This window comes from Rufibacter sp. JT3400010 (genome assembly GCF_054956755.1).
Genome location: NZ_JBUDXA010000001.1, coordinates 252,331 through 278,483 on the forward strand (window position 1 = coordinate 252,331; position 26,153 = coordinate 278,483).

The 26,153-nt window shown below is 47.3% G+C and carries 15 protein-coding genes and 1 tRNA gene; 5 read left to right on the forward strand and 11 right to left on the reverse strand.

Annotated elements, in window-relative coordinates; genetic code table 11:
- Positions 1 to 86: 86 nt before the first annotated feature.
- Positions 87 to 160 (forward strand) — tRNA-Met (locus tag ACY0JR_RS01040).
- 608 nt (positions 161 to 768) lie between these two features.
- On the opposite strand, the gene ACY0JR_RS01045 is transcribed toward ACY0JR_RS01040, so the two are convergent.
- Both ACY0JR_RS01045 and ACY0JR_RS01050 read right to left on the reverse strand, forming a co-directional pair.
- Positions 769 to 4,176 carry a carbohydrate-binding protein gene (locus tag ACY0JR_RS01045; RefSeq protein WP_462631935.1) on the reverse strand — a complete coding sequence of 1,136 codons (3,408 nt, stop codon included), beginning with the start codon at positions 4,174 to 4,176 and terminating at the stop codon, positions 769 to 771.
- A gap of 977 nt (positions 4,177 to 5,153) precedes the next feature.
- A complete protein-coding gene (locus ACY0JR_RS01050; protein WP_462631936.1) occupies positions 5,154 to 8,951 on the reverse strand; it encodes a carbohydrate-binding protein in 3,798 nt (1,265 codons plus the stop codon).
- 740 nt (positions 8,952 to 9,691) lie between these two features.
- Between ACY0JR_RS01050 and ACY0JR_RS01055 the strand changes: the two genes are divergently transcribed.
- Positions 9,692 to 9,835: a hypothetical protein gene (locus ACY0JR_RS01055; RefSeq protein WP_462631937.1), complete on the forward strand. Its 144-nt coding sequence runs from the start codon at positions 9,692 to 9,694 to the stop codon at positions 9,833 to 9,835.
- Between the two features lie 19 nt (positions 9,836 to 9,854).
- Here ACY0JR_RS01055 and rplT read toward each other — a convergent pair whose 3' ends face one another.
- The 9 genes from rplT to ACY0JR_RS01100 form a co-directional block, all read right to left on the reverse strand.
- Positions 9,855 to 10,199, reverse strand: coding sequence for a 50S ribosomal protein L20 (gene rplT / locus ACY0JR_RS01060; protein ID WP_462631938.1), 345 nt, complete (start codon positions 10,197 to 10,199; stop codon positions 9,855 to 9,857).
- A gap of 84 nt (positions 10,200 to 10,283) precedes the next feature.
- Positions 10,284 to 10,478: a 50S ribosomal protein L35 gene (rpmI, locus tag ACY0JR_RS01065; RefSeq protein WP_062545238.1), complete on the reverse strand. Its 195-nt coding sequence runs from the start codon at positions 10,476 to 10,478 to the stop codon at positions 10,284 to 10,286.
- A gap of 24 nt (positions 10,479 to 10,502) precedes the next feature.
- Positions 10,503 to 11,033, reverse strand: a complete 531-nt coding sequence (gene infC, locus ACY0JR_RS01070; RefSeq protein ID WP_462631939.1) for a translation initiation factor IF-3 — start codon at positions 11,031 to 11,033, stop codon at positions 10,503 to 10,505.
- A gap of 112 nt (positions 11,034 to 11,145) precedes the next feature.
- On the reverse strand, positions 11,146 to 13,083 hold the full coding sequence (gene thrS / locus ACY0JR_RS01075; RefSeq protein WP_462631940.1) for a threonine--tRNA ligase: 1,938 nt from the start codon (positions 13,081 to 13,083) through the stop codon (positions 11,146 to 11,148).
- Between the two features lie 49 nt (positions 13,084 to 13,132).
- Positions 13,133 to 14,125, reverse strand: coding sequence for a tetratricopeptide repeat protein (locus ACY0JR_RS01080; RefSeq protein WP_462631941.1), 993 nt, complete (start codon positions 14,123 to 14,125; stop codon positions 13,133 to 13,135).
- 179 nt (positions 14,126 to 14,304) lie between these two features.
- A complete protein-coding gene (locus ACY0JR_RS01085) occupies positions 14,305 to 16,779 on the reverse strand; it encodes a DUF5686 family protein (RefSeq protein WP_462631942.1) in 2,475 nt (824 codons plus the stop codon).
- Positions 16,780 to 17,059: 280 nt separating this feature from the next.
- Positions 17,060 to 17,848, reverse strand: a complete 789-nt coding sequence (locus ACY0JR_RS01090; RefSeq protein WP_462631943.1) for a hypothetical protein — start codon at positions 17,846 to 17,848, stop codon at positions 17,060 to 17,062.
- A 62-nt stretch (positions 17,849 to 17,910) separates the two neighbouring features.
- A complete protein-coding gene (locus ACY0JR_RS01095) occupies positions 17,911 to 20,658 on the reverse strand; it encodes a DNA gyrase/topoisomerase IV subunit A (RefSeq protein ID WP_462631944.1) in 2,748 nt (915 codons plus the stop codon).
- Entirely contained in the window at positions 20,651 to 22,522 is a 1,872-nt protein-coding gene (locus ACY0JR_RS01100; protein ID WP_462631945.1) for a DNA topoisomerase IV subunit B, read from the reverse strand. Before ACY0JR_RS01100 ends, ACY0JR_RS01095 begins: the two co-directional genes overlap by 8 nt.
- Before the next feature lie 321 nt (positions 22,523 to 22,843).
- On the opposite strand from ACY0JR_RS01100, the gene ACY0JR_RS01105 reads away from it, so the two are divergent.
- The 3 genes from ACY0JR_RS01105 (at position 22,844) to ACY0JR_RS01115 (ending at position 26,146) form a co-directional block, all read left to right on the forward strand.
- A complete protein-coding gene (locus ACY0JR_RS01105; protein WP_462631946.1) occupies positions 22,844 to 23,956 on the forward strand; it encodes an AI-2E family transporter in 1,113 nt (370 codons plus the stop codon).
- Between the two features lie 139 nt (positions 23,957 to 24,095).
- Positions 24,096 to 24,566, forward strand: a complete 471-nt coding sequence (locus ACY0JR_RS01110) for a ferritin-like domain-containing protein (RefSeq protein ID WP_462631948.1) — start codon at positions 24,096 to 24,098, stop codon at positions 24,564 to 24,566.
- Positions 24,567 to 24,724: 158 nt separating this feature from the next.
- Positions 24,725 to 26,146: an exonuclease domain-containing protein gene (locus ACY0JR_RS01115; protein ID WP_462631950.1), complete on the forward strand. Its 1,422-nt coding sequence runs from the start codon at positions 24,725 to 24,727 to the stop codon at positions 26,144 to 26,146.
- Positions 26,147 to 26,153 lie beyond the last annotated feature (7 nt).

Genomic DNA, 26,153 nt, shown 5'->3' on the forward strand with positions numbered 1-26,153 from the left:
GATATGTTCTCAATTAAGGTAAAATATTTTATACAAAAAAACTTGTGTGGTTATAAATCTTATTCCTACTTTTGCAGCATCAAAACGGCGGGGTAGCTCAGATGGTTAGAGCGCAGGATTCATAACCCTGAGGTCGGCAGTTCGATTCTGCTCCCCGCTACAAAGCCTCACTTCCCAGTGGGGCTTTTTTTATTCCTCCCCCTTTCTCAACCATTACAGCGTACTGCTTCTGCTTAAATCTGCTGATTAGATAACCTTACCTTTTCGTTTTGTCACTCATTTTGACAAAGTCTAAATTAAACAGCCTGATTGTCTATTTAATATGGGCATTTATTTAGCTTTAATAATTGAATGTATTTTCTGCCTGTATTATCAAATACTAGCTCTAAGAACCAATTAGTATCTCTAAGATAGGCTTAAGATTTAACCGCCGAACTTTACTCCTATTCTGTTTTTAGTCTCCTTTTCAATAAATATCAATAAAACAGAGAGAGATTGACTTGTACTCTAATAGAAGAAGACGTCTCACATTGCTAGTCAGGACTTAAGCAATAGGTACTCTACTTAGAAAATTTCGATTTAAGAATATTAGTAAATTATTCCGTTGTCGTTTTTCAGGTGTTTAACAGAAATTTGGTTAAAAGCATACTGTAAATTAATTAAAAAATTAAGGTGAAGCTATACCTAAAAAAACCGGAGTGGTTGCTCCGGTTTTTTTAGGTATAGCTTCACCTTATGGGTCATGAAAGCATGGTGTACGGTTGCTGTTTACTGCTTCATGATTTTTTTGACTTCGTTCAAACCATTTGCCTTAAGACGAATAAAATACAAGCCATTTGCAAGAGCATCTAAAGGCAAAGTCTGCAGACTTTTGCCGGTCGTTTTAAGTAATCTGATACTTTTGATAACTTTGCCAGAAGCATCCAACAAGTCTACTGCTACATTACCCGTTAGTTGGTCTCCTAGCTGCACCTGAACTTTATCTTGCGCCGGGTTCGGGTAAACGGACCATGTGGCACCTGATAGGTCTGTAGAATGTAGAGAAGCCTCTGCCGTTTCTGATATTGCTTCAGCTTGTGCTCTTTGGGCTAAATCTGCCACCTCAAACCAATTCAGGTTCCAGCCACCGCTTCTTATGTAAAGTTGCAGGGACTGGCTCCCCGCAGACAATGCTACAGGAACGCTTAGGGTTTGCCATTTCTGCGAACCACCTGTAACAGGTACATCAACGGTACCAAGCACAGCACCATGCTCAGATTTTACCTCGAATTTACCTCCATACCCACTGGCTGCCACTCTGAAATTCATCATGTACGTGCCGGCGGCATCAACCGAGACAGAGTAGTTCATCCAATCACCTGAATCCAGCCAGCCCACATTCAATCCTCCTCCCGCATCTGAGGTTTTTTCTGTCTGTACACCGTTCATGTTGTTGTAATGTTCAGCCTCTATCCGGTCACCTTGTCCTTTGTTGCTGTTTTTTTTGGTGATCAGATGGTCTATGTAGGAAGTAACCTTTAGCCCGTTGCCTGTAGCGTTACCCTGTTGCATGCGGTATATAAACCTTTGCCCGTCAGTCCAATTATCGCGTAACGTGAGGGTCCACTGCATGCCGGAGCCTTCTAGGCCGGTAAGGGTGTTTCCAACTATCTCATACCCTCCGGTTCCTGATTGGCTCACGGGCTTATCATAAGAAATGGTCAGTTTCTTACCATTGGCCTGCACAGAGGTGATTTGCGGTGGAGTGGGATCATCAAAAGGAGAAGCCACCTGCAGGTTCTTCTTAAACACATTGATCAAGCCAGTGGCTGGATTATAAGAGAAATCATCTGCTCCGGTTACGGAGACACTGCTAATCTTGCTGTCACTATCTACCAACAAAGACATGTCTCTCAGCCTGTTTCTATCTGATATATTAGAGAGATCTAAAGTAATGGTGAGTGTGTTTCCGGCTAGCTGTTCCGTTTTAACTACGTTCTCCTTTGTCTCATAATACTCGGCAAACTCCTGGGCACCTGCAATCCAGGCTCGGTCATGGTTGGAAGGGTGGTCTTTTACATACTGGACAAACTGCTGGAAATACTTCACCTCTGAGGCTCCCCCAGGGCCATGCGAGAAGGCGTGCGCCATAATCTTGTTCCCTTTAGTGGCGGCGGCAAAGATATTGTCAACCCAGGTATCGGCACTGCCAAGATCAGCCTTCCACATGTCATCCATCGTGAAGCGTGAAACCAGCATGTGGTCTATGTTCATTGTTTTCACGTTGGCGCGGTCGTTCCAATTGACGTAGGCATCGTAACCATCACGAGAGGCAGCAACCCCAAAGGTGCTTCCTATAAATTTATAGCCTTCCTGAATCCAGGAAGAGACAAAACCTTCATCGGCGGTAGGAATCACGCCGGTTCTAGTGCGGTAGCCCGTATGCTGAAAGATCTCTTTTTCCAGTTCCTTGATCTCCTGGTAACGGTTAGAACCACCGTGGCTACGGGTATGGTTCATGACATCAAAACCGTTGGCGATCATTTCAGAGATTTGGGGATACTGAATGTAGGCAGAACCGGGCTCATCTCCCCTGCCATTGATCGCGAAGCTCCACTTATACCCTACCGGATTACCAGCACCATCGGTGTAGCTTATTCCAGGGTAAGTTTTTCCATCTATAGCTGTTCCTCCATGCAGCACTTTGTAGACTAAGTTATAGTTAGCTAAGTGCGCATCATCCGCCACAAAAAGGAAACCTACAGACTTGTCAAACTTCATGTCTGCAAAAGTGGACGAAGCTGAATGAGGAGCAGAATTGAACTTAACCTGTACGGTGATGTCGCCTTTTGGTGCCGGAGTAGTAGCCTTAACAGGTACCACCGTCAAGGTTCGGGATACAGGTTCCGCTGCGGCGAAACCTGCTCCGGCGGCCTGCATGGCAATGATTGTGGCAGTTCCGGACTTCCCTATGCTGGCCTTCCACTTGCCTGAAACTTCTGCAATGGAAACAACAGAAGGGTTTGACGATGAGTAGGTAATAGGTACCTGTGGATTGGTGCTGGAGGCATTCAGCTCAAAAGACGCATCTCCCTCTGTTTTATCCTGTAAGGCTGGAAACGTGATGACGGCATGAGCTGGTGCTGGAGGAGCAACAGTGCCGGTAGTTGCCTCAAACCAGTTAAAATTCCAGCCGCCTTTCTTGGCAAAAAAGCGCAACGTCTGGTCTCCCTTGGTAAGATTTACAGTCAACTTTACGGTAGTAAAAGTTTGCCAACTGCCGGTTGATTCTACGTTTACTGCGCCTAAGGCAGTTCCGTTCGCATTTCTTATCTCCAGTATACTTGAACTGCTTTGCGAAGACACTCTCAGGTTAAAGGTATACGTGCCCGTAGAAGCCACATTCACCTTATAATCAGCCCAATCCCCATCGTGCACGTACCCTAAATTCTGGCCGCCGCCTGTATCTTCAGTATCTTCTTTCTGCATGCCGTACATATCAGAATAAGACTCGGCCTGGATCAGGCCCGGGAGAGATAAATTATTTCCGGGTTTTGCAAGCGATGTCTCTTCACCTAGAACTGCTTCAAACCAGTTAACATTCCAACCGCCTTTTTTGGCGTAAAGCTGTAGGGTTTGGGTACCCTCGTATAAGTTGATTGGGGTGCTCACCGTCACCCAATTTTGCCATTCGCCGGTTTCTGGCACTTCAACCGAGGCTAATACGTTGCCGTTTTCGTCTCTCACCTCTAGTACTGCTCCCTTCTTGGCTGCCGCTACCCTGAAACTCATGGTGTATTGCCCCGAAGCACTTACCGGAACAGTGTAATTCATCCAGTCGCCATTATCTGTATAGCCTATGTTCTCACCTCCTCCTATATCAGAGGTGTTCTCGGTCTGCACACCGTGCATGCGCGTATACTCCTCTGCTTCTATCCTGAACTTTGCAGAAAGTGCCCCTGATGAACGTGAAGCAGTTTTAAAGGGCTGACCAAATATCGTAGAACTACTATTAGTATTAATATTACCCAGAGGTGTTTCTTCAGAAATAAAATCAGCGTCTAAAACAGCCAGATCCTGATGGGGATTGTGGCTTATACTTTCAGTAACAGCAGGTTGCTGTGCTAAAAGGTTAAGTGACGAAAGGAAAAATAGGAACGAGAAGACACGAAGAGATCGTTGTAAACCTAATTTCATTATTTTAAGTTTTTGTAATGGTGCTTTAATGCATAAAAGCTACTCTAGACCTAGAGCTATGTGACAAAATTAATGCATTAAAAGTCTACTTAAAATAAAAATATGCGCTCAATTAATATTTGATATCACCTATATACTTATTTTACTGATGCTTACAAAATCACACTATTGTAAAAGTTATAATCCAAACTAAAATTTATTTGGCAATTTATCAGCATTAGCTTTCCTGGTAAATTTTAATGCAATTAAGAAATTTTCATACTCTGCAAAGTTGTATCTTATATTTAGCTAAAGAACTTTATATATGTTGCGTTAAGTTTGAATATTACTGTGGGCTATAGAGTATAAGTCTTAGCACCATTTTTGACCGCTTTTTTGAAAAGTTGCAAAATACCACTAACACTTTGATTACAATGCTTTGATATTCAATTAAAAACCTAATATTATTAGAGAATATGCAATTGTCTAAGACAATCTATAGGTTTGAGCTTAAAAACCGAAAGTGACTCTCGTGAAGGCTTCTTTATAATGAAAACACCAACTAAAACTTTTATAACTATTCACAGTTTATGAGAGCTATGCACAAATTAAGTAGTCCACAATCACTTAGTTTAGGCATCAACAGACCATAGAATGAAGATGAGTTAGATCAAAGCTTTCTTGTTTTTGAAGCCCCTTCTTTATTTTATAATGAAATCATAAATTGTACTCTGATAAAGATGCGTTCCCACCATAGGCTAAAGGAATTCTCTGCTTTCACATTAAATTTACCAAAGTAGCCCAGAAACATATCTGGCATTTCTAACTGAAATGAGCCATCATTCAGTAACCTAGTAGGTTGAAGTAAGAGTCTGTTATGACAAGTAAGACCGATCTATAAAAACAGATTACTTTCCTGAAAACAAAAAGGCCGAAGAGTAAGCTTCGGCCTTTCTGTTTTGCTGTAGATTAGAATCAGAGGTGCACTACCTCTTTATCTACTGTTTCAAAATCCTCCTAAACTCATTGATGCCTTTTGTCTTAAGCCGGATAATGTATAGACCCTGAGGTAATTTTTCCAATGTGATCACCTGGGTAAACTGAGTATTCTGCTTCTGTAGAGTTATTTTCTCAAGGGTCTTGCCAGCTACATCAATCAATTGGATATCCACCTCACCAGTTATGTGAGAACCTAATTGGACCAGAACTTTATCGGTGGTAGGGTTCGGATAGACTGTCCAGTTAACGGGATTAGCAGTTAATTCTTCTCCAACTTGCAAAGATGCTGAGGCAGTGCTTCCGTTAAGGGTAGTTTGCTGGGAAGTTGGATATCCGTACACCTGCACCTTCTGTGGTATGTTATTCCCGTATTTACGGATCAGGATGGCGTCTGCCACTAGCAGTTGACTTGGTTTCAGGCTTACCCAAGCCAGGTAAGCCTCCCCGGTAAACGTTCCTATCAAGGTTTTCTCGGTCCCATTAAGCGCATACACTGTAACCGGATTATTTACGAAAGTGCCCTGATGGTCATAGAGCGAAAGCCTGGTGATGGTGGCGCTTGTCTCAAGCGGAAGAATAACATCCACATAGGTCATGTTTACTTGGCCCCAAACGCTTTCCACGAGATCATTAAGGTTGTCATTCAGCCAAGGGGTATAATTTTGACCGGTATTCGAACTTGCTGAAACGGAAGTAACCTTGATCCTGGTTTCTGTTTGTACAGAGGGAGTTCCCGGCGCAAGTACAACCTGTTGCTGTACTACCGATGTAGCAGCAGTGAAGTTCCCTCCTGCTGCTTGTGCGGCAGTAAGGGTTGCTGTTCCGGCTGATAACACTGTTGCCATCCATTTCCCATTTGAATTTGAGATGTAAATTACCTCTGAATTGGACGAGGTATAGGTAATTGGTGAAGCAGTGTTGTTGCTGGTGGCAGAAAGAGTGAAGGGAGCGTCACCCACTGTCTTGCTGGTTAGGGCAGGAAAGGTGATGACCGCTTGGGCTAAGGTGCTGCCTGTGCTGCTAGTAGCCTCTAACCAATTGATATTCCAACCGCCTTTTCTAGCAAACAGACGCAACGTCTGCTTACCAGCCATAAGGTTGACTGTAGCCTTTAGGGTAGTGTAGGTCTGCCATCCACCCGTGTAAGGCACTGCAACTGAACTTAACACGGCTCCAGCATTCTGGATCTCTATATTACCGGTGCTGCTTGTAGAAGCAACTCGAAGATGAATGGTGTAGGTTCCGGTAGAAGCCACCTCTACGTGGTACTCCATCCAGTCATTATCGTCAATATAGCCTACGTTTTGGCCTCCTCCGGTATCTCCGGTATTCTCTTTCTGAATACCCGCCATAGCGTCATAGGCCTCGGCCTGGATTTGGCCGGGCAGTACTTTATAAGTTGAAGTTGGTGCAGCCGCTACAGTAATGGTTCTCTGAACGGGCACTGCAGCGGTAAAGCCTGGTCCGGCTACTTGTGAGGCAGTTATGATAGCAGTACCAGCAGAAACTATGGAAGCCATCCACTTACCGGTACCGTTAGAAACCGACACAACCCCGGGATTGGAAGAAGTGATGGTGATGGGTGTTCCAGCATTGGTGCTGGTGGCCACTAATTCAAATGGAACGTCGCCCACGGTTTTAGTTGGCAATGCGTTGAAAGTGATAACCGGAGTTGTGGTTACCACAGGCTCATTGATTATAGCGCCAACTTCAAACCAGTTCATGTTCCATCCCCCTTTGCGTGCATAGATTTGGAGGGTCTGGTTGCCTGCTGCAAGCGTAACTGGAACACTCACGGTCTGCCAGTTCTGCCAACCTCCCGAAGCTGGCACCTCTACTGTGCGGAGCACCGTGCCATTGGTACTTCTTACATCAAACTGGGAAGCAGAACCTGCCGCCACCCTGAAATGCATAGTGTAGGTACCAGTAGTCTGTACGTTAACAGTATAATTCAGCCAGTCGCCGGTGTCTACATATCCTACGTTTTGCCCTCCCCCAACGTCAGTTGTATTCTCTACCTGCACTCCGCTCATACGCGTATATTTCTCGGCTTCCATCCGTAAAATGCCAGGAGTAGTGGAAGCCGCAGTCACTTCAAAACTTTGGCTTACGGTTGGCGCAGCATTAAACGTGGTATTACCACTCTGGGCTGCTTCAATGGTAACTATACCTGCCGCAGTTAGGGTGAGGGTGTTTGCGGTAAGAGTGGCGGGCCCGGAAACTACTTTGAAGCTCACGGGTAACCCTGAACTGGCTGTTGCTTGCAAAGTAAAACTGGGAGTTCCTGCTGTTTTGGTTCCAATGGCTGGAAAGGTGATGGTTTGATTCTGCTTTGTTACAGAACTTACAGTCGCTTTGAAAAAGGAAGGTGCAGTATTTAAAGTAAGGTTTATTGGGGCTTGCTGGGTTGTGGTTCCTGTTAACGCATAATCCCATTCAAATCGATCTACTTTTGTGATGTTCAGGGCTGCTGGAAAAGAAAAAGGCTGGGTATAGTTTTCCGTTTTGTCGTTCGGGTTTTTTGCCCATAGCACATAAACTGTTTCTCCCTCTTTTCTGAAAGCTCCCCCCTCAACGGCTGCAGGCAAATTCAACGCTGCTGTTTGGCCAGCATCGTAGGTGTAGCCTAATAAAAGTAGCGAAGTAGTTTTGAATCCTTTACCCAAAGGCGACAACTTTTCTGAGCCGGGGGCATCTCTCTTTAAGTTCTCATAAATACCCATCAAGCCGTACTCCTCAGAGATTGGAACAGCTGCCCCGGAAGGTGCATTGGTATTTTCACCTACTCCATAAATATGTAGTTGCTTGATTCCGTTCTTCTGCGCCAGTACCAAAGCCTTTATACCGAAATTACGTTGCATCTCATCTGAGCTGTACCGCCAATCGGCAGTTCGCCTACTGATATTGGTTTCAGTGATGATGTAATGCTTTTTAGGGTAAGTAGTTCCGTTATAGCCATATTTCTGCAAAACAGATTCAAAACCATTTTTATGGTTGATGACCTGGGCAGCCGCATAATCAGAATTGTGCAGGTATTTGAATCCTCCAATGGAATTGTCCCACTTGCGAAGAAAAAAAGAGGGGTATACATGGTAGCTTACCATATCAAAGTAAGCGCCTCCCTTGTTTGGGTATTGGCTTGACACAGCTCCGCCGTTGGGGTTATCTGTGTAGCGCAACAAAGCATCCAGGTAATTCGAATGGCCGAGTCCTCCCGGCGTAATATGGTCTTCCGGATTATACTTCTTTACTACTTCCCAAGTAATGCGCAGCATACGAATGTAGTGAAAGAAAGGCGCTTTGATGTTCTCCATTTCATTGGGCAGCGGAGCCCGGGTAAGCCATTCGTCAGGGTTATTGTTTCCTATGTCCGGTTCATTGATGACTTCCCAGTTCTTGATGTAAGGCCCGTAGGTTTGCACCAGATTATAGACATAGTTCGCGTAGTAATTGGTGGGGTTAACGGTTCCATCCGCGCGCCAGATTGGCTCGTATAAATTGGCGAATATTTTAGAGGAAGAATTACTTCCCGGGTAAACTGTTTTATCCCGGTGGGCCTCAGACGGACCTTCTATAAAACAAGTGATTTCCTTCATACCCAACGTATTGGTGTAATGTTGAAACTCACTTAACCGAACTTTATACCCCCAGGTGTCTACGAAGGTCTCTGGTAAAGTTGGTCTAATGGAATTACCACCGGCTTTGTTCACGATGGTGGCAAGTCCCCGGTCATCCCAACCATTGGCATAATACCCCATGTTACTGCCATATCCAAAGACGGCGGAATAGGGAGTCACACTTTCATTTGCGGTATGTTGCTGGGCGAATACTTGAATTGTACTAAAAAGTAAGCTAAGGGCAATTAGCGTTCTGGTAACGTTAGATTTCATTTCAACAGTAGATCAATCTGATAATAAGGGGTTCAGTTCAGATGGGTTGGGTTTAATTGTCAAACCTACCCCAAAAGATTAGAAGATAAAAAATGAATTTAGAGCAATATTTATATTTAGATTAACCTATATACAAGCTATTTCCTGTCTGTAGGGCTAGAAAATATAGTAGGTTCATCCGTGATTTAGGAATACCTGTTTCAAGGCTCACTTTTCAAAAACAGCATGAAACCCTTTATTGAATGATTGATGCGCCTTTACAGGAGATGGTAGAGCGCCAAATCCGCTCCTACTCCTCTGAAGAGGAGAATACGCCTTTGTCTTTATGGCTCACGGAAGTTGCAAACTTCCGGTCATGGTAGGTCCAAGTCACAGACTTGAAACATGTATAAGGGAATAACCTTTGAAGGAGAAAGAAATGCGTATGCTCTGCCGATGTAAACATCCCCCTTCGCACTCTTCAAAGGGGGAGTCTCTGCTTTGATAGAGAAATGCATTGCCACTTTCCCCTTTTCCAGTCTTTCCCGAGCGCGCCTCGCTTTTGGCCCTGGAATATCAAAACTAAGCGCAAAGGACAGCTCAGGCCGAAAGGGCAGTGCGGGAGGGGAAGACGGGGCCTCGCGGCCGTGAGCGCACGGAGAGAAACCATGCAACAACAAAGCATAAGGGCACCGCATCAACCCACCGCCACGCCAGCAACAGACAAACTGCCTGCACCTACACCACAGGAGAAAGCCAAACGAAACACCGCAGGAACACAAAAAAAGCCCAGCGTAGGCTGGGCTTTTTAAATCATATAGGCAGGAAAGCTTATCTTACTTTCTCAACAATACCGGTGAAAGCTTCTGGATGGTTCAAAGCTAAGTCAGCCAAAACTTTACGGTTCAGGTTGATGTTGGCTTTTTTCAAACCGCCCATTAACTGGGAATAAGACAGACCGTTGATACGGGCTGCGGCATTGATACGTTGGATCCAAAGAGCGCGAAAATCTCTTTTCTTCACTTTTCTATCCCGATAGGCATAAACTAACCCTTTTTCAACGGCGTTTTTGGCTACGGTCCAAACGTTTTTTCTACGACCAAAGTAACCTTTGGCCATTTTCATTATTCTTTTTCTTTTGTGGCGGGCCGCCACGGTGTTGACCGATCTAGGCATTTCTACTTTTTTTTGGGGCTGGTGATCTCGGTTTAATTCTTAGTTACCAGTTCCCGATGAAACAATTGGAAAAATTGAATGTGATTAAGACGCAAGCATCCGTAACACGTTGGCTTGATCAGCTTCGCTAACCAGTCCGGTGTGGGTCAGATTTCTCTTCTGCTTGGTGGTCTTTTTAGTCAGGATGTGGCTTTTGAAAGCATGTTTACGCTTTACTTTGCCCGTACCTGTCAGGGTGAATCGCTTCTTAGCCCCTGATTTGCTTTTCATCTTTGGCATTTGGGTGTATATAAAAGTGTACTGTTATTTTTTCACCTTTGGTGCAAGGAACAGAAACATCCGTTTCCCTTCCAGTTTTGGCAACTGTTCTACTTTTGCCACGTCTTCCAACGCTTGGGCAAATTTAAGCAAAAGTAACTCGCCACGCTCTTTGAAGACAATTGTCCGGCCAACAAAGTGCACATACGCCTTCACTTTCGCACCTTCACCCAGGAACTCACGGGCATGTTTCAGCTTGAATTCGAAATCGTGGTCATCGGTGTTAGGACCGAACCTGATTTCCTTCATCACCACCTTGGTGGTTTTAGCCTTCATTTCCCGCTGCTTCTTCTTTTGCTCGTATTTGAATTTTGAATAATCAATAATACGGCAAACGGGCGGATCTGCCTTGGGCGATATCTCTACCAAGTCCAGGTTCTGCTCTGTGGCAAGACGGCGGGCTTGGTCTATGCTGTATACACCGGGCTCCACGTTCTCACCTACCACCCGCACGTCGCGGACGCCGGTGATGCGCTGATTGATACGATAAGGTTCTTCGACCTTGCCACGTGGCACGTAGCGTCTGTTATTCGTAGAAATAGTTGTACCTCCTAAAAGTTTAAGGTTTCACAATCAGGGTGCGAATATCGCGCTTATCCCTGTAAAATAAAAGTATTTTTCTAATATTTTAACTAAGCATCTCGGCTAGCACCGCTTTGAAGTTGTCTACGAAGGCATCTACGCGCAACGTACCCATGTCTCCCAAGCCGTGTTTCCGCACCGAAACAATCTCGTTTTCCTGCTCCTTCTCCCCTACAATGATCATGTACGGCACTTTGCTCACCTCGGCATCGCGTATCTTACGGCCGATTTTTTCATCACGGGTATCAATGTATCCTCTGATGTCCTGCTCGGCTAGTTGCGCGTTCACCTGGTGGGCATAGTCATGGTATTTCTCAGAAATAGGCAGAATAGCTACCTGGTCTGGGCTAAGCCACAGCGGGAAGTTACCGCCGCAGTGCTCAATCAGAACCGCTACAAAACGCTCCAGAGAACCAAAAGGTGCCCGGTGAATCATGACCGGACGGTGCTTCTCGTTATCGGCGCCAATGTATTCCAGTTCAAAGCGGTTGGGCAGGTTGTAGTCTACCTGAATGGTTCCTAACTGCCACTTACGGCCCAACGCATCACGTACCATGAAGTCCAGCTTAGGCCCGTAAAACGCAGCTTCGCCTAGTTCGGTTACAGTAGGCAAGCCTTTTTCAGTGGCGGCCTCAATGATCTCCCGCTCTGCTTTCTCCCAAAGTTCATCTGAACCAATATACTTGCCTTTGTTCTCAGGGTCACGCAAAGAAATCTGGGCGGTATAGTTATCAAAGCCTAGCGCTTTGAACACATATAGTACCAAGTCAATTACTTTGGTAAACTCCTCTTTTACCTGGTCTGGACGGCAGAAGATGTGCGCATCATCCTGGGTAAAGCCCCGCACGCGGGTTAAGCCGTGCAATTCGCCACTTTGCTCATACCGGTACACTGTTCCGAACTCAGCTAAACGCACCGGCAGTTCTTTGTAAGAGCGCGGACGGGTTTTGTAGATTTCGCAGTGATGTGGGCAGTTCATGGGCTTCAGCAGGAACTCCTCGTTTTCATTGGGCGTCTTGATGGGCTGGAACGAATCTGCCCCGTATTTCTCATAATGGCCCGAGGTCACGTACAGTTCTTTAGAACCGATGTGCGGCGTTACTACCGGCTGATAACCGGCTTTCATCTGGGCTTTGCGCATGAATTGCTCCAGGCGCTCGCGCAGCAAGGTGCCTTTGGGTAACCAAAGCGGCAAGCCCATGCCCACTTTCTCAGAGAAAGCGAATAGCTCCATTTCCTTGCCCAACTTGCGGTGGTCGCGGCGTTTGGCTTCCTCCAGGCGCTCCAGGTACTCGGTGAGTTCTTTCTGCTTGGGGAACGTGATGGCATACACGCGGGTCAACTGCTTGCTCTTCTCGTCACCGCGCCAGTAGGCACCGGCCACGTTCATGAGTTTGGCGGCTTTGATGAAACCAGTATTAGGAATGTGCGGCCCGCGGCAAAGGTCAGTGAAGTTCCCTTGGGTATAGAACGTGATGGAACCGTCTTCCAGCCTCTCCAGCAAATCTAATTTATACGGGTCGTTTTTCTCCGTGAAATAAGCGATGGCATCGGCTTTGCTGACCGGCTTGCGCACGTATTCACTTTTCTGACGAGCCAGTTCCAGCATTTTCTGCTCAATGGCCGGGAAGTCTTCCTGGGATAGGTTTCTGTCATCACCCAGATCTATGTCATAGTAGAACCCGTTTTCAATGGCGGGGCCAATACCTAACTTAACACCCGGATAAAGCGCCTCCAGGGCCTCAGCCATCAAGTGCGCCGAAGAGTGCCAGTAAGTTGCTTTGCCTTCGTCATCGTTCCAGGTCAATAACTGAATGGAAGCGTTCTCAGTGATAGGACGTGTTAGATCCCACACCTGGCCGTTCACTTTCACGGCCAACACGTTGCGGGCTAAGCCTTCACTAATGGAGGCGGCAATCTCAATTCCGGTTACTCCCTCCTGGTATTCACGGACCGAACCGTCTGGTAAGGTAATGTTGATCATATATAAAGAAATAAACTTCTTCGTTTTAGTCTAGTTTTCGGCAAAATAGCTAAAAAACAGATACGGAACTCAATGTATCTACCATGGGCTTTGGCCGCACGGGTCTATTGATACGTTGCAAAGCTACACTATAGCGCCGGTTCTCTGGATATTTTCTGATTAAATAAACATAGTGCGGGCGGGCGGCAGCTTTTTGGCCCGTCCATTCCAGGCAGGTAGCCAGAATCCAACGGTTATGTTCGGTGAGCCGAAGGCCCAACTCCTGGGCTTTCAGCAACTGGGGCAAGGCGGTGCTGTACTGCCTTTTCTTGTACCAGGCCTCGCCTAACCCCGCGTACCCCTCCGCCTTTTCCGGCTCTAAGTTGATAGATTTTGCAAAGCAGGCAATGGCCGTGTCGGTTAAGTTGCGGTTAAGATAGTATTGGCCCAACTGCTGCCACCAGAAACCGTCATTGGGTTGTTTCTTCACTCCTACTTGCACCATGGGAATGGCGAAGTCATACAGTTTACGGGCCGTGTAGATGGCACTTAGTTCCCGGAAGGCCGGCAGGAAGGTAGAATCGCGTACCAAGGCCCGGTTCAGGTTGAAAATAGCGCGGGTGGTATCATGCGTACCGGCCTGGGCTTTGGCAAGCAGCACATAGTATTTGGCCTCGCCGGGGCTCAACCTGATCGCTTTGCTGCTATGGCGCAGGGCGCGGTCATATTGTTTCAAGCCCACGTAAGTCTCTGCCAAGATAGCCTCTGATTCTGGCGCATAGAAATTGAAGGCATCGGCTTGCATCATCATTTTCATGGCTTCCTGGTACTGCTGCTTACCGGTTAAAATCTTGGCCTGCCAAAAATACGCTTCACCCAAAGAAGGGTCTAAGGCAATGGCCGTGGTAAGATCTTTGATGGCCGGTTGCGTTTTATCCAGCGTCAGGTACAGCTTCGCCCGTTTCACATACCATTCGGGGTGCGAATTCTGCTGCTCCAGGGCGTTGGTGAGTTCGTTTATCTGGGTAGGAATGCTGCTGTCTACCCGCGTGGGGTTAAACATTCTCTCTTCTGGTGTTTTCTGGGAACAGGCAGAAAGGAAAACAATGCCCAAACCTAAAAGCCAAAAAGAAAAACGCATGCCCGTGAAAAGATATGAAAAAAGATAACAAGGCGAAGGTACCATTTACCGCTAAGTTCTGCTCTGTTTTAACCCTGATTTTGTAAAAACAGCTTTTAACCTTATGGGTTTACCGCCACAGACAACCGCAGGCCCCACAAAGGCGCCTCCAGGTCCCGGTACGTGATCCGGTGCACCAGATCTACCCGCAGTATTTGAAAAATGTTCTTAAAGCCCACATTCACCTCGGCGTACGGGTCTTTTCCCAGGCTCTGGAAGTTCATGTTCTCTGCGGAGGTATCGGTTTGGGCTGGTTTGTTTTTGTCTGTTAACCTACCATACAGCACTGCGCCCCCGGCCACAAGCAGCAATTTGGTTTTCTTCAGAAGCGGCAGCCGATTGGTGATGGAAAATGCTCCCTCAAAATGATGATCATACCGCAACGAGACATACTCATCGGTGGCGAAAGAGAAGAAGGGCATGAGGTTATAGCCTTGCAGAATGAAGAAAGGCGTCTCGTTCCCGATGGGGACTTGCAGCAACGGTAACGGTACTTTGGTGAAGGTTTTTCCGGCTTTGAGGTAGTACCGCCCATACCCGAAAATGCCCGCCCGTACCCGCTGTTCTACAGACAGAGCCACCTCCTGGTAGGTTAAATCAGAATTCATCAATCCGCTTATTCCCGCTGAGACCTCCAGCCCAATGATGGGAGCATTGGAATTGGAGATCGGGATTTTCTCGTAGTGCCTTATCAGCATTTTCTGGTCTGCGGAGAAACGTAAACTCAGCGACACATCTGTGGTACTGAAGCCCGCAAATTTGGAATCGTCTTTGCCGCCACTTAAAGGTTGGGAATCAAAAACCGGCCGGTAATTGGTGCGCCTGAATGTGACACGCTGCCGGAAAGAAGGAAACCATTCCCGTTCGGCCCAAAGCTGTATACGCTCCTGCTGGTAGGGGAAATTCATCTGCCCCCATCTGAACGAGGAGAAAAACAGGCTGTTGAGTTGGGCGTTGTTCAAATCCATGGCCGCTGGTCCCACATCGTTCAGGTAGCTTACGCCCCATTCGGTCCATTGCTGCCGGTTTGCCACGTACCTGATGTTGAACAGGCTTTTAAAAGACTCGTCCCTGGTGCCGTACCCCACGTAGCCGTTCAAGATCCAATTAGGATGGAACTCCGGGGTGGTGCGGCCGCCGAACTGAAACCGGTGGCCTTCTACTTTATTGTACACATACGTGCCGAACACAGGACCCCATTCAAACTTGTCATTGAGCGGCAAATGGCCTTCCACCACTACCCTGATCAGTTTCACGGCACTTTGGATCTCGGGCAGTTTGTTTATTTGGGCAATAGACGCCACTCGCTTCAGTTCCTCAGGAGAAAATTCCTGCGGACGAACCGCTTGCCAGTACTCCTCTTTGTACTTCAGCGCCGAGTCGCTGATCTGGTGCGTCATGTCAAAGAATTCTTCGGGCTTGGGCTGGCCCACCACCAGATCTGTGTAGGTAGTCACGGTTTCTACAAACAGCCGGACGTCAGAACCGGGCAAGCCCGTGATCTGGAATTTGCGCTTGCTGGACAAAGGCAGGATGGACGGGTTCTGCTCATCCCAGGTCTGCACAATCTGTAGATCCCTCACAAAGTTCAGGGCTACGTCTTTGTTCAGCTTCAACTCAATGCGGCGCAGCGAAAAGGAGTGATCGGCAATCCACATGGTGCCTTCAAACGTGAGATCCTGTGACCGTTTGGGAAGAATTCTGATGCGGTACACTTTTCCGCTGGCAGTCTCTATGCTATCCTCCAGGTCATAGTCATAATAATTGGCCCACTGGTTGGCGATAGGACTCACGAAATCTTTGTCAAACATGCGCATCCAGTTCTGGTTGAGCGAAAAGTGTTCGGCCTGGGCATTCAATAACTGGGCTATCTGGCTCTCGCGCTCAATGCCCACCCCTACCACTTTACTGGCCTTCAGAATCTCTTTCGATTTCTGGGGATTCTGGCTGAAGTAGGTTTCCTTGATGGTTTCTGACTGGAAAATAGGCAGGGAAGCCGTTCTGGAAGGCGCATCACTAATGGTAAGGCTATCCAGGTAAGGAGCGTATCGTTTAGAGAAACCTTTCTTTTTGTCTTTGGCTTCCCGCTCCAGAATGCTGCCTTTCATTAACGTATAGGTCCCGAATTGAATGGCTGCTTGGTTTTCTGGCAGATACAGGTGTTTGTTTCGGGCGGCGGCTCTTACAATTTTATACGCCGGATTTTCTCTGGGCCTGACTACAATTTCCTGAATGGCGTAACTCTGGCGCACCAATGCCACTCCCCCGTTCTTCTGGAGCTCACTCACGGTTTCTATAACGGGCGCATAGCCCAGCAACGTAAACGTGACCGTGTCTGCAGGCGTGTATTTCCGGATGACGTACTGCCCTGCCTCATCTGTAAACGAAGGGATCTTAGCCGACTGCACATGCACGGTGACATAATCAAGCGGTTTGTGGCTTTCTGCGTCTGTAACCTTTCCTGTTACAGGAGTGGTCTGGGCATAAGCCACCCTTACACTCATGAACAGGAGAATATAGAACAGGAAATTTCTCACCTTATTGGGTTTATTTCTCTAATATAATGAATATGTTAAGTATCCTATGTAACAAGTGCGCTCTAAATCAGGGATTTTGCGTTTACCATGCAAAAACGGCAAAGCACTCTTTAAACAGGTATTCCTCCATAGACAACCAGTTAGAGAAAACCCCTACGCGGGACCTATTTTTCAACTGTTTTCTTTAAAATAGCCTGTAAATGAAAAGGTCTTGTATGCGAGGAGGCACCCAAAATGGGTGCCTCCTCGCATACAAGACCTTACCTGTAGGTTACGGGATTTATGCTCTTACTTTGAGTACTTCCTGCAACAGCACTTTACATCTTCGGCTCAGTTCCAAGTCTTCTGTGGTGATCAACTTCTGATCCAGGGCTTTTTGCAAGGTACTCACGCAGTCACTTGTCAGGTCTACCTCGCGTTGCACCCGGGCCAGATCATAGTAGTACAACATGTTGGAGGGATCCAGCTCAATGGCTTTGATAAACGCGTTAATGGCCATTTCATTAGTGGAGGTAGGCAACGGAAGCTGGGTGAGAAGTTTGTTTGCAGATCTTTCGGCAAAAGAAAGATTGGCTACTTTATACGCCCATCTGCCCATCAAATGCCAGGCACCAGCATGGTTGCTGTTTTGGGTTAAAGCTTGGTCTAAGTACGTTTTGATCTGATTGAGTTGCACCATCCGGTCTTTGATGGCTACGGTCTGGCAGAGGTTGCTCAGGGAAAGAGCCATGGCGTAATTAGACTCGGCAGAAAGACTGTCTATTTCCAGGGCCTTTTGGGCAAACCCGAAGGCTTTCTGATAATATAGACTTTTGTGGGTATCGTCTGGAAACCGGTTGCCGATACGACCGCAGACAATGCTGGCTTTGGTCAAAGCCTCTTGCTGGTCAGGTTCATCTGCCAGCAGCAGTTCATATTTTTCTAAGGCTTCAGCGTCCTTGTATTCACGAAATAATTGGTTTGCCTCCCACAAGAGTTTTTCCGAACCTAAGCCGCCCGCCAGGGCCGCCAGGTTCGGAAAACTTATGAGAGTCAACACTAAAAGCATCAGTCTAAATGTTCTGCGCATACTCCCCGGTTAATCTGTTTAGTCCAACGTACGGGTAATCTACGAAAACAACTTAGAAATTCCTAAAATAGGTTTAACTGTTTTTTAGGCGTTTTAGCTGGTACCGCCAGATCCCCGATTTGTTCCTTTTCTACGGGCAGATCTAGTTCTGGGTTTAATGTTTCTATATCAAGTAACACCTCATCTCCTGTTGAGAATGAAGCAGTTGCAGATTGCACTATCTTGGGTTCTACTTTGACAGCCTTTACTTGTTTAGGCACAATTTTAGCCTTTGCCAGCTCAACTTCTTCCTCTTTTTGGATGTTTACCCCCAAGATTTTATAGTAGTTGAGCTTGTTACCCATGGCCCGCCAGCCTTTCACGTCAATGAAGTCATTGAGCAACAGGTTTTCGGTCTCTTTTTCAGATTTCTTGTCGCGAAGGAACTTGATTTCAGCCTTAGGCTCCGGGTGCACCGATACGGCCAACAACTTAGATCCCTTGGTTTCACTGATGAAGATGAACCGCTTGTTCAGCGTACTGGTCTCCACTACAAAGCGCTTCACGTAGGTCACCTTGGTTTCTCCCTCGGTGTACACGGCAGAGATTACCAGTTCCGGAGAGAACTTATGGATCACCTCAATGTTAGGCACGTCATAGTGGTTGGAGACATCAAAGGAGGTCAGTTCATAGGAACCGTCCTTGAAGATCACCAGAATGGAATCATCGGTGTTGAAGGACCCTAAGTAGCGACCGCGGTTCTCGGTGTTCAGACGCCCGATCACCTCATCATAGTAGATTTCGCGTCCGCCACGGGTAGATTCTCCCAGGGCTTTCTGCGTTACCTTCTTGATGGGGTGCTTCGTCACGATGTTCCCTTGTGAGCCTTTGCCTTTAATGAGCAGTTCGGCAAAATCAAAGTCAAACTGTTTCACTCTGGCGGTACTGGCCGGTTGCAACGTGATGCTCACCAACTCAGATTCTGAGTTAGGGTTCGCGGTTAAGTACACCACCTTGGAGTTTTTCTCGCCTTTGGTGAGGTCATACTCTTTGTCACGAGTGATAGAGGTCACGGCAAAGCGTTTGGCAAACGAGATGCTGGTTTTACCATCTACGTAGATCATGTTGTAGACCATGTGCTCATCATTCTTGTTGTACACGCCAACATAGATGATGTCTTTGCCCATGAAGATCTTATCGCTGATGCGGGACACCATGAACTTGCCGTCTTTCCGGATAGCGATGATGTCGTCCATGTCAGAACAGTCGCACACGAACTCGTCTTTCTTCAAGCCATAGCCCACGAAGCCGTCTTTGCGGTTCACGTAAAGCTTCTGGTTGGCCACCGCCACTTTTTGGGCAGACACCACGTCAAAAGTTCTGATCTGCGTTTTACGCTCTTTGCCTTTGCCGTATTTGGCCAAAAGACCCTCAAAATAGCTGATGGCGTAACGCACCAGGTTCGCTAAGTGATCAGCTACCTCGGCCATTTCGGCTTCCAGCTTTTTGATGTACTCGTCGGCTTTGAAAGAATCAAACTTAGAGATTCGCTTGATTTTGATCTCGGTCAGACGGATGATGTCATCCTGCGTTACCTCGCGGCGCAGCAAGGGTTTGTGCGGCTCCAAGCCTTTGTCAATGGCTTCCAGCACAGCTTCCCAGGTCTCGCACTCCTCAATGTCGCGGTAGATGCGGTTTTCAATGAAGATCTTCTCCAACGAGGAGTTGTGCCATCTGTCTTCCAGTTCCGCCAGCTTAATCTCCAGCTCGCGCTCTAGTAAGCGAACGGTTTTGGCAGTGGACATGCGCAGCAACTCATCTACGTTCAGGAAACGAGGCTTGTCTTCAATGATCACGCAGGTGTTGGGCGAAATAGAGATCTCGCAATCGGTGAAGGCGTACAGCGCGTCAATGGTCAGGTCAGGCGAAATCCCGGGCGGGATGTGCACCTGAATCTCCACTTCAGCGGCCGTGTTGTCTACAACCTTCTTGATCTTGATCTTGTTGTTCTCGCTGGCCTTTACAATGGAGTCCATTAAGGCCGTGGTAGTGGTACCATACGGCACGTCACGGATGATGAGCAGCGATTTATCTACTTTCTCAATAGTAGCCCGTAAACGGATTTTGCCGCCCCTGCCCCCACCGTTGTAATTGGTGAAGTCAGCCAGACCACCCGTAGGGAAGTCAGGAAGCAAGGTAGTCTTGCGGCCTTTCAAAACGTCAATAGAACCTTTGATCAGCTCCCGGAAGTTGTGGGGCATGATCTTGGTAGACAAGCCCACGGCAATCCCTTCCACACCCTGCGCCAACAACAGCGGAAATTTCACTGGCAACGTTACCGGCTCATTTTTACGACCATCGTAGCTCAACTGCCATTCAGTTGTCTGGGCGTTGAACACCACATCCAGAGCAAACTTGGTGAGACGCGCCTCAATGTAACGAGGGGCCGCCGCGCTGTCTCCGGTGCGTACATCGCCCCAGTTACCCTGGGTTTCAATGAGTAAATCTTTCTGCCCTAGGTTCACGATGGCGTCTCCAATAGATGCGTCACCGTGCGGGTGGTACTGCATGGTCTGGCCAATCACGTTCGCCACTTTGTTGAAACGACCATCGTCCATTTCTTTCATGGCGTGCATGATGCGGCGCTGCACTGGCTTGAAGCCATCTTCCAGGGCAGGCACGGCCCGCTCCAGAATCACATAGGAGGCGTAGTCCAGAAACCAGTTTTCGTACAGTCCGGAAACAGAGCTGATCTCATGGATGGTCTCCTCGCCTTCCAGTTGCGCGTCCAGTTCCAGGTTGTTTTCGTTTTCCAATTCTTCGTTAAGCATAAACCTCCTCTACTATATCTTTCTCTATTTTGAGATTCTCAATGATAAACTGCTGACGCTCCGGCGTGTTCTTACCCATGAAGTAAGACAACACCTTCTGAATGTTCTGTTCGGTCTTGCCCATGATTACTGGCTCTAGGCGGATATTCTCACCGATGAACTTCCCGAATTCTTCGGGCGAGATCTCTCCCAAACCTTTGAAGCGGGTGATCTCTGGGTTCTTGCCCAGCTTGCGCATGGCGTTCTGCTTCTCCTGCTCATTATAGCAGTAGATGGTTTCTTTCTTGTTCCGTACGCGGAAGAGCGGCGTCTCCAGGATGTACAAGTGACCATTTTTGACCAGATCTGGGAAAAACTGCAGGAAAAACGTCATGAGCAGCAGGCGGATGTGCATTCCGTCTACGTCGGCATCTGTGGCGACTACCACGCGGTTGTAGCGCAGGCCTTCCAAGCCTTCCTCAATGTTGAGGGCGTGTTGCAGCAAGTTGAACTCTTCGTTTTCGTACACGATCTTCTTCTTCAACCCGAAGCAGTTCAAGGGCTTTCCTCTCAGGGAGAAAACCGCCTCTAACTCCACATTTCTGGACTTGGTGATGGAACCGGAAGCCGAGTCCCCCTCCGTAATAAACAAAGTAGTCAACGCCTCTTTCTCCAGTTCTTTGCTTTCCCCGAAGTGGAAGCGGCAGTCACGTAATTTCTTGTTGTGCAGGTTCGCTTTCTTCGCGCGTTGGTTAGCCAGTTTCTTGATGCCGGCCATGTCCTTGCGCTCGCGCTCGCTTTGCTCAATTCGCTTGCGCAGCGCATCGGCAACGGTTGGGTTTTTGTGCAGGTAGTTGTCCAGGTGCTCCTTCACGAAGTCGTTCACGAAGTTACGCACGGTTGGTCCGTCTGGCCCCACGTTGATGGAACCCAACTTGGTTTTGGTCTGACTTTCGAAAACCGGCTCCTGAACGCGAATGGCAATGGCGCCTACAATAGAGCCTCTGATATCAGTGGCATCGTAGTCTTTCTTATAGAACTCGCGCACGGTTTTGACTACCGCTTCCCTGAAAGCCGCTAAGTGCGTACCGCCTTGGGTGGTGTACTGGCCGTTCACGAAGGAATAGTATTCTTCACCGTAGTCGTTGCCGTGGGTTAAGGCCAACTCAATATCCTCTCCTTTCAGGTGGATGATGGGGTAGCGCATAGTTTCCTCGGCAATCTTGCGGCTCAGCAGGTCTCTCAGGCCATTCTCAGACAAATACTTTTGTCCGTTAAAATGGATGGTTAAGCCAGCATTGAGGTACACATAATTCCAGATCTGGTTTTCCAGGAACTCCGGAATGAAGTGGTAGTTTTTGAAAATGGTATCATCGGGTACAAAGATGGTGGTGGTACCGTTGCGCTGGTTAGAATCCTGCAGCGGTTCATCATTCACCAACTCGCCGCGCTCAAACTCGGCCACCTTGGTTTTACCGTCCCGCACCGACTGGATTCTGAAGCTGGAGGACAATGCGTTTACCGCCTTAGTACCCACCCCGTTCAGACCCACCGATTTCTGGAAGGCGCGGCTGTCATACTTACCACCGGTGTTGATCTTGCTCACGCAGTCGATCACCTTGCCCAGCGGAATGCCGCGGCCGTAGTCACGCACCACTACTTTGTGGTCTGAAATCTTTACTTCAATGGTGCGACCATGCCCCATCATGTGCTCATCAATGGAGTTGTCAATCACCTCTTTTACAAGAATGTATATCCCATCATCGGGAGAGGAGCCGTCGCCCAGCTTGCCAATGTACATACCCGGGCGCAGCCGGATGTGTTCACGCCAGTCAAGGGAACGTATACTATCCTCGTTGTAGGTTACATCAGTTTGCTCAGCCATACAGAAGGTAAGGGTTTAGTAGAATTAGGTAAAATTAAAATAAATTTTGCGTGTACTTTGATTTAAAACCCTGCCAGGGCAATTTTAATCCAGAAAGCCCTCGTATAATTACCGTAAATGACTCTGCTTAAAGCCTTGCCAAAAGAAAGGTTTTCTGTTTCTATGTAACCAAATATAGGACTTCGCAGTTCATTCAATAAGCCTTATTTTGCCGTTATTTTTAGCATTTCTAAGATATTCTGATAATCAGGAACTTATAAATACTAATATTATTAGTAAATCAATACACATCAAATTTATGATAACTAGCGCCTTACGCCCATGGAAATAAAACTACCTAGCTATTTCAAGTACACGGTCATTCTTTTGGGGCTGTATCTGCTACTCCACTTCCTTCAGACGTTCAGTCCGGTTCTTATTCCCATTTGCTTTGCGGCTTTGTTTTCTTTGCTGCTGTTGCCCATGGCCAGAGGATTGGAGAAAAAGTTGCCTAGATCGGTGTCCATCGTCATCTCGCTGGTGATAGTCATTGTGTTGCTGGGTTTGGTGGTCTGGTTTCTCTCTTCCCAGATTGGCAACTTCTCATCAGAACTTGGCGAAATTAACAGCAAGCTCTCGTTGCTGTTGTCCAAGTTCCAGACCTTTCTGTTTGAACGGTTCGGGATAAAGCCAACCAACAAAGCAGAGTTCATGCAGAAGGCCTTGGGGAATGTGACGCAGACCGGGACCGCTTTTTTAGGCAGTACCATCTCGCTTACCACCGGGGCGCTTACGGTGCTGTCGCTTATTCCTATCTACATCTTCTGTATGCTGTATTACCGTGACCACCTGCGCCAATTCATGTTTCAGTTCATCACCAGAGACCGGCGGGAACCGTTAATGGAAACTATTGACAACATTCAGCGCGTGGTGCAGGGCTACCTTTCCGGACTTTTGATTGTGATTGTGGTGGTCTCCGTGCTTAATTCAATCGGGTTGCTGATCATGGGCGTAGAATATGCCATTTTCTTTGGGGTGATGGCCTCCATCCTGACCATTATCCCTTACATAGGCATTTTGATTGGGGCCATGTTCCCAGCGCTGTTTGTTTTGGTGAACACCGGTTCGCCAGCTCAAATGCTCATTGTAATTGGGATCTTCGCCTTTGTGCAGTTCCTGGAAGGAAACTTTATTACGCCGTATGTGGTAGGCTCCAAAGTAAGTATTAATCCGTTCGCGGCCATTGTGGCTCTGATCTTGGGCGGCGAAATCTGGGGGGCACCGGGCATGATTCTTTCTATTCCCATCATCGCAATTCTGAAGGTCATCTTTGATGCCTATGAACCGCTGCATCCTTTCGGCTTCCTGCTGAATGACGTCAACAACGGACCTGAGGAAAACAGGCTTTTGAAAAGACTCAAAAGCAGGACTAACCAATTGAAAGGTCCTCAATAAGAGCTGTTTTACAGAAAACAGCCTCAAAACGAAGTAACTAAAATGGTTGGTTCAAAGTAAAATTTAGGTAATGGGCAATTTTAAATATGATTCAATTGCCCCTTTAATTTATTGCATCAACTAACCTTAAAGTAAAACTATGGAAAACGATAACAGCAAAGCCGTTAAAGCCTTGAATGATCTGGTGGAAACGGCTCGTGACGGTAAAAAAGGCTTTGAAACCGCTGCCGAAGCGGTAGATAATCCTCAACTGAAGTCTGAGTTTGAGCGTTTCGCACAACAGCGTGCTACTTTTCTAGGTGAGCTGGAAAGTGCCGCCCAACAATTAGGCGGAAGCATTCAGGAAACCACCACTGTTGAAGGGGTAGCCCTGCAAGCAGCGGGAGCCGTGCACCGGGGCTGGATTAACTTAAAGGCCGCCATAAGCGCAAATGACAGCAAAGCCATTCTGAGCGAATGTGAAAACGGCGATGAAGCAGCCTTGAAAGCCTATGACAACGCGCTGCATACCCAAGGCATTCCGGTGGAAATCTTGACTCTCATTCAACGACAGAAGCAGGAAATTGAGGCTGCCAAACAAATGATTATTTCCCTGAAGCAAAATCTTTAGCAAAGAATTAATTCAAAGGAAAGCAGCCTTTGGGGCTGCTTTTTTTATTGCTGCCTATATTTAAGGTAGTACAAAGTGGCTGATGAAACGATATTGCCTAACTTATGGTTCTAATAAGGTTAGCACTTCAAAACTATCATCCACTTTAACTAGCGCGCGTGTACGCCATAATAGATATAGAGACTACCGGTGGGCAACCCTCAGAAGACCGCATCACGGAGATCGCGATTTTCATTCATGACGGCAACCAGGTAGTAGACAAGTTTCACAGCCTCATCAATCCGGGTAGGCCTATTCCCTATTTCATCTCGCAATTAACCGGTATTACAGATGAGATGGTTAAAGACGCGCCTAAATTCCATGAGGTGGCCAAGCAGATTGTGCAGATTACCGAGGGTAATGTGTTTGTGGCCCATAACGTGCGCTTTGATTATTCCTTCGTGAAGAAGGAGTTTGCTGATCTGGGTTTTACCTTTCAGCGCAAGACCTTATGCACCGTACGCTTGAGCCGCAAACTGATGCCGGGGCTCCCCTCCTACAGCCTGGGCAAACTCTGCAAGAGCATAGACATACCGCTGCAAATGCGTCACCGCGCCATTGGTGATGCCGAAGCCACCGCTGTGCTTTTTGACCGTTTATTGAAAATTGATGAGAAAAAGGTCAACGACTCTCAGGACGACAAACTGCTGGAAACTTCCTCCATTTCAAAGGAAATAAAAACCTCTTTGCTGCCCCCGGCCATTTCCAGAGACATGGTAGATGCGCTTCCGCTGGAAGCCGGGGTGTACTATTTTCATGACGAAGAAGGCCAGATCATCTATGTAGGCAAAAGTAAAAGCATCCGGAAACGGATTATCCAGCACTTCAGCATTGATTTCAAGAGCAAGAAATCCCTTGAGTTTAAGAACCGGATTACCAGCATCACCTATGAACTGACGGGCAGCGAATTGGTGGCTTTACTATTTGAATCTGACGAGATCAAGAAACGCAAACCCTTCTACAACCGCGCGCAACGCCGAAGCGTGTACCACTCGGGTATCTACTCCTATTACGACCAAGATGGTTATCTGCGGCTCACGTTCCAGAAAGCGAAGACCGAAGTTCCGCCGCTCTTGACCATGTCTAACCAGTTTCAGGCGAAGAACTTTCTTTACAACCGGGTAGCCAAGTACAACCTCTGCCAGAAAATGTGCGACCTGTATAAATCCAGCGGGCCCTGCTTTGACTATCAGGTGCACCAGTGCAAGGGAGCCTGCGTGGGCAAAGAATCGCCGGAAGACTACAATCAACGGGTTATTGAATCCATTGACGCCTTTAAATATGACTATGACACTTTCGTGATTATAGGCAAAGGTCGCAGCGCAGAGGAGAAATCTGTAGTGGTAGTTGACAACGGCAGGTACCTGGGTTTCGGGTATTTTGATGAGACGTTCAGTGCCAGTTCTTTGGAAGATTTCAGAGGTGTCATTAAGTATTACAATGACAACAAAGACACCCAGCAGATTATAAGAGGCTACATGCGCACCAAACACCAGGACAAAGTGCTGGTGTTTTCCTCAGACGTAGACGCCGCGCTTTAAGGCTGTT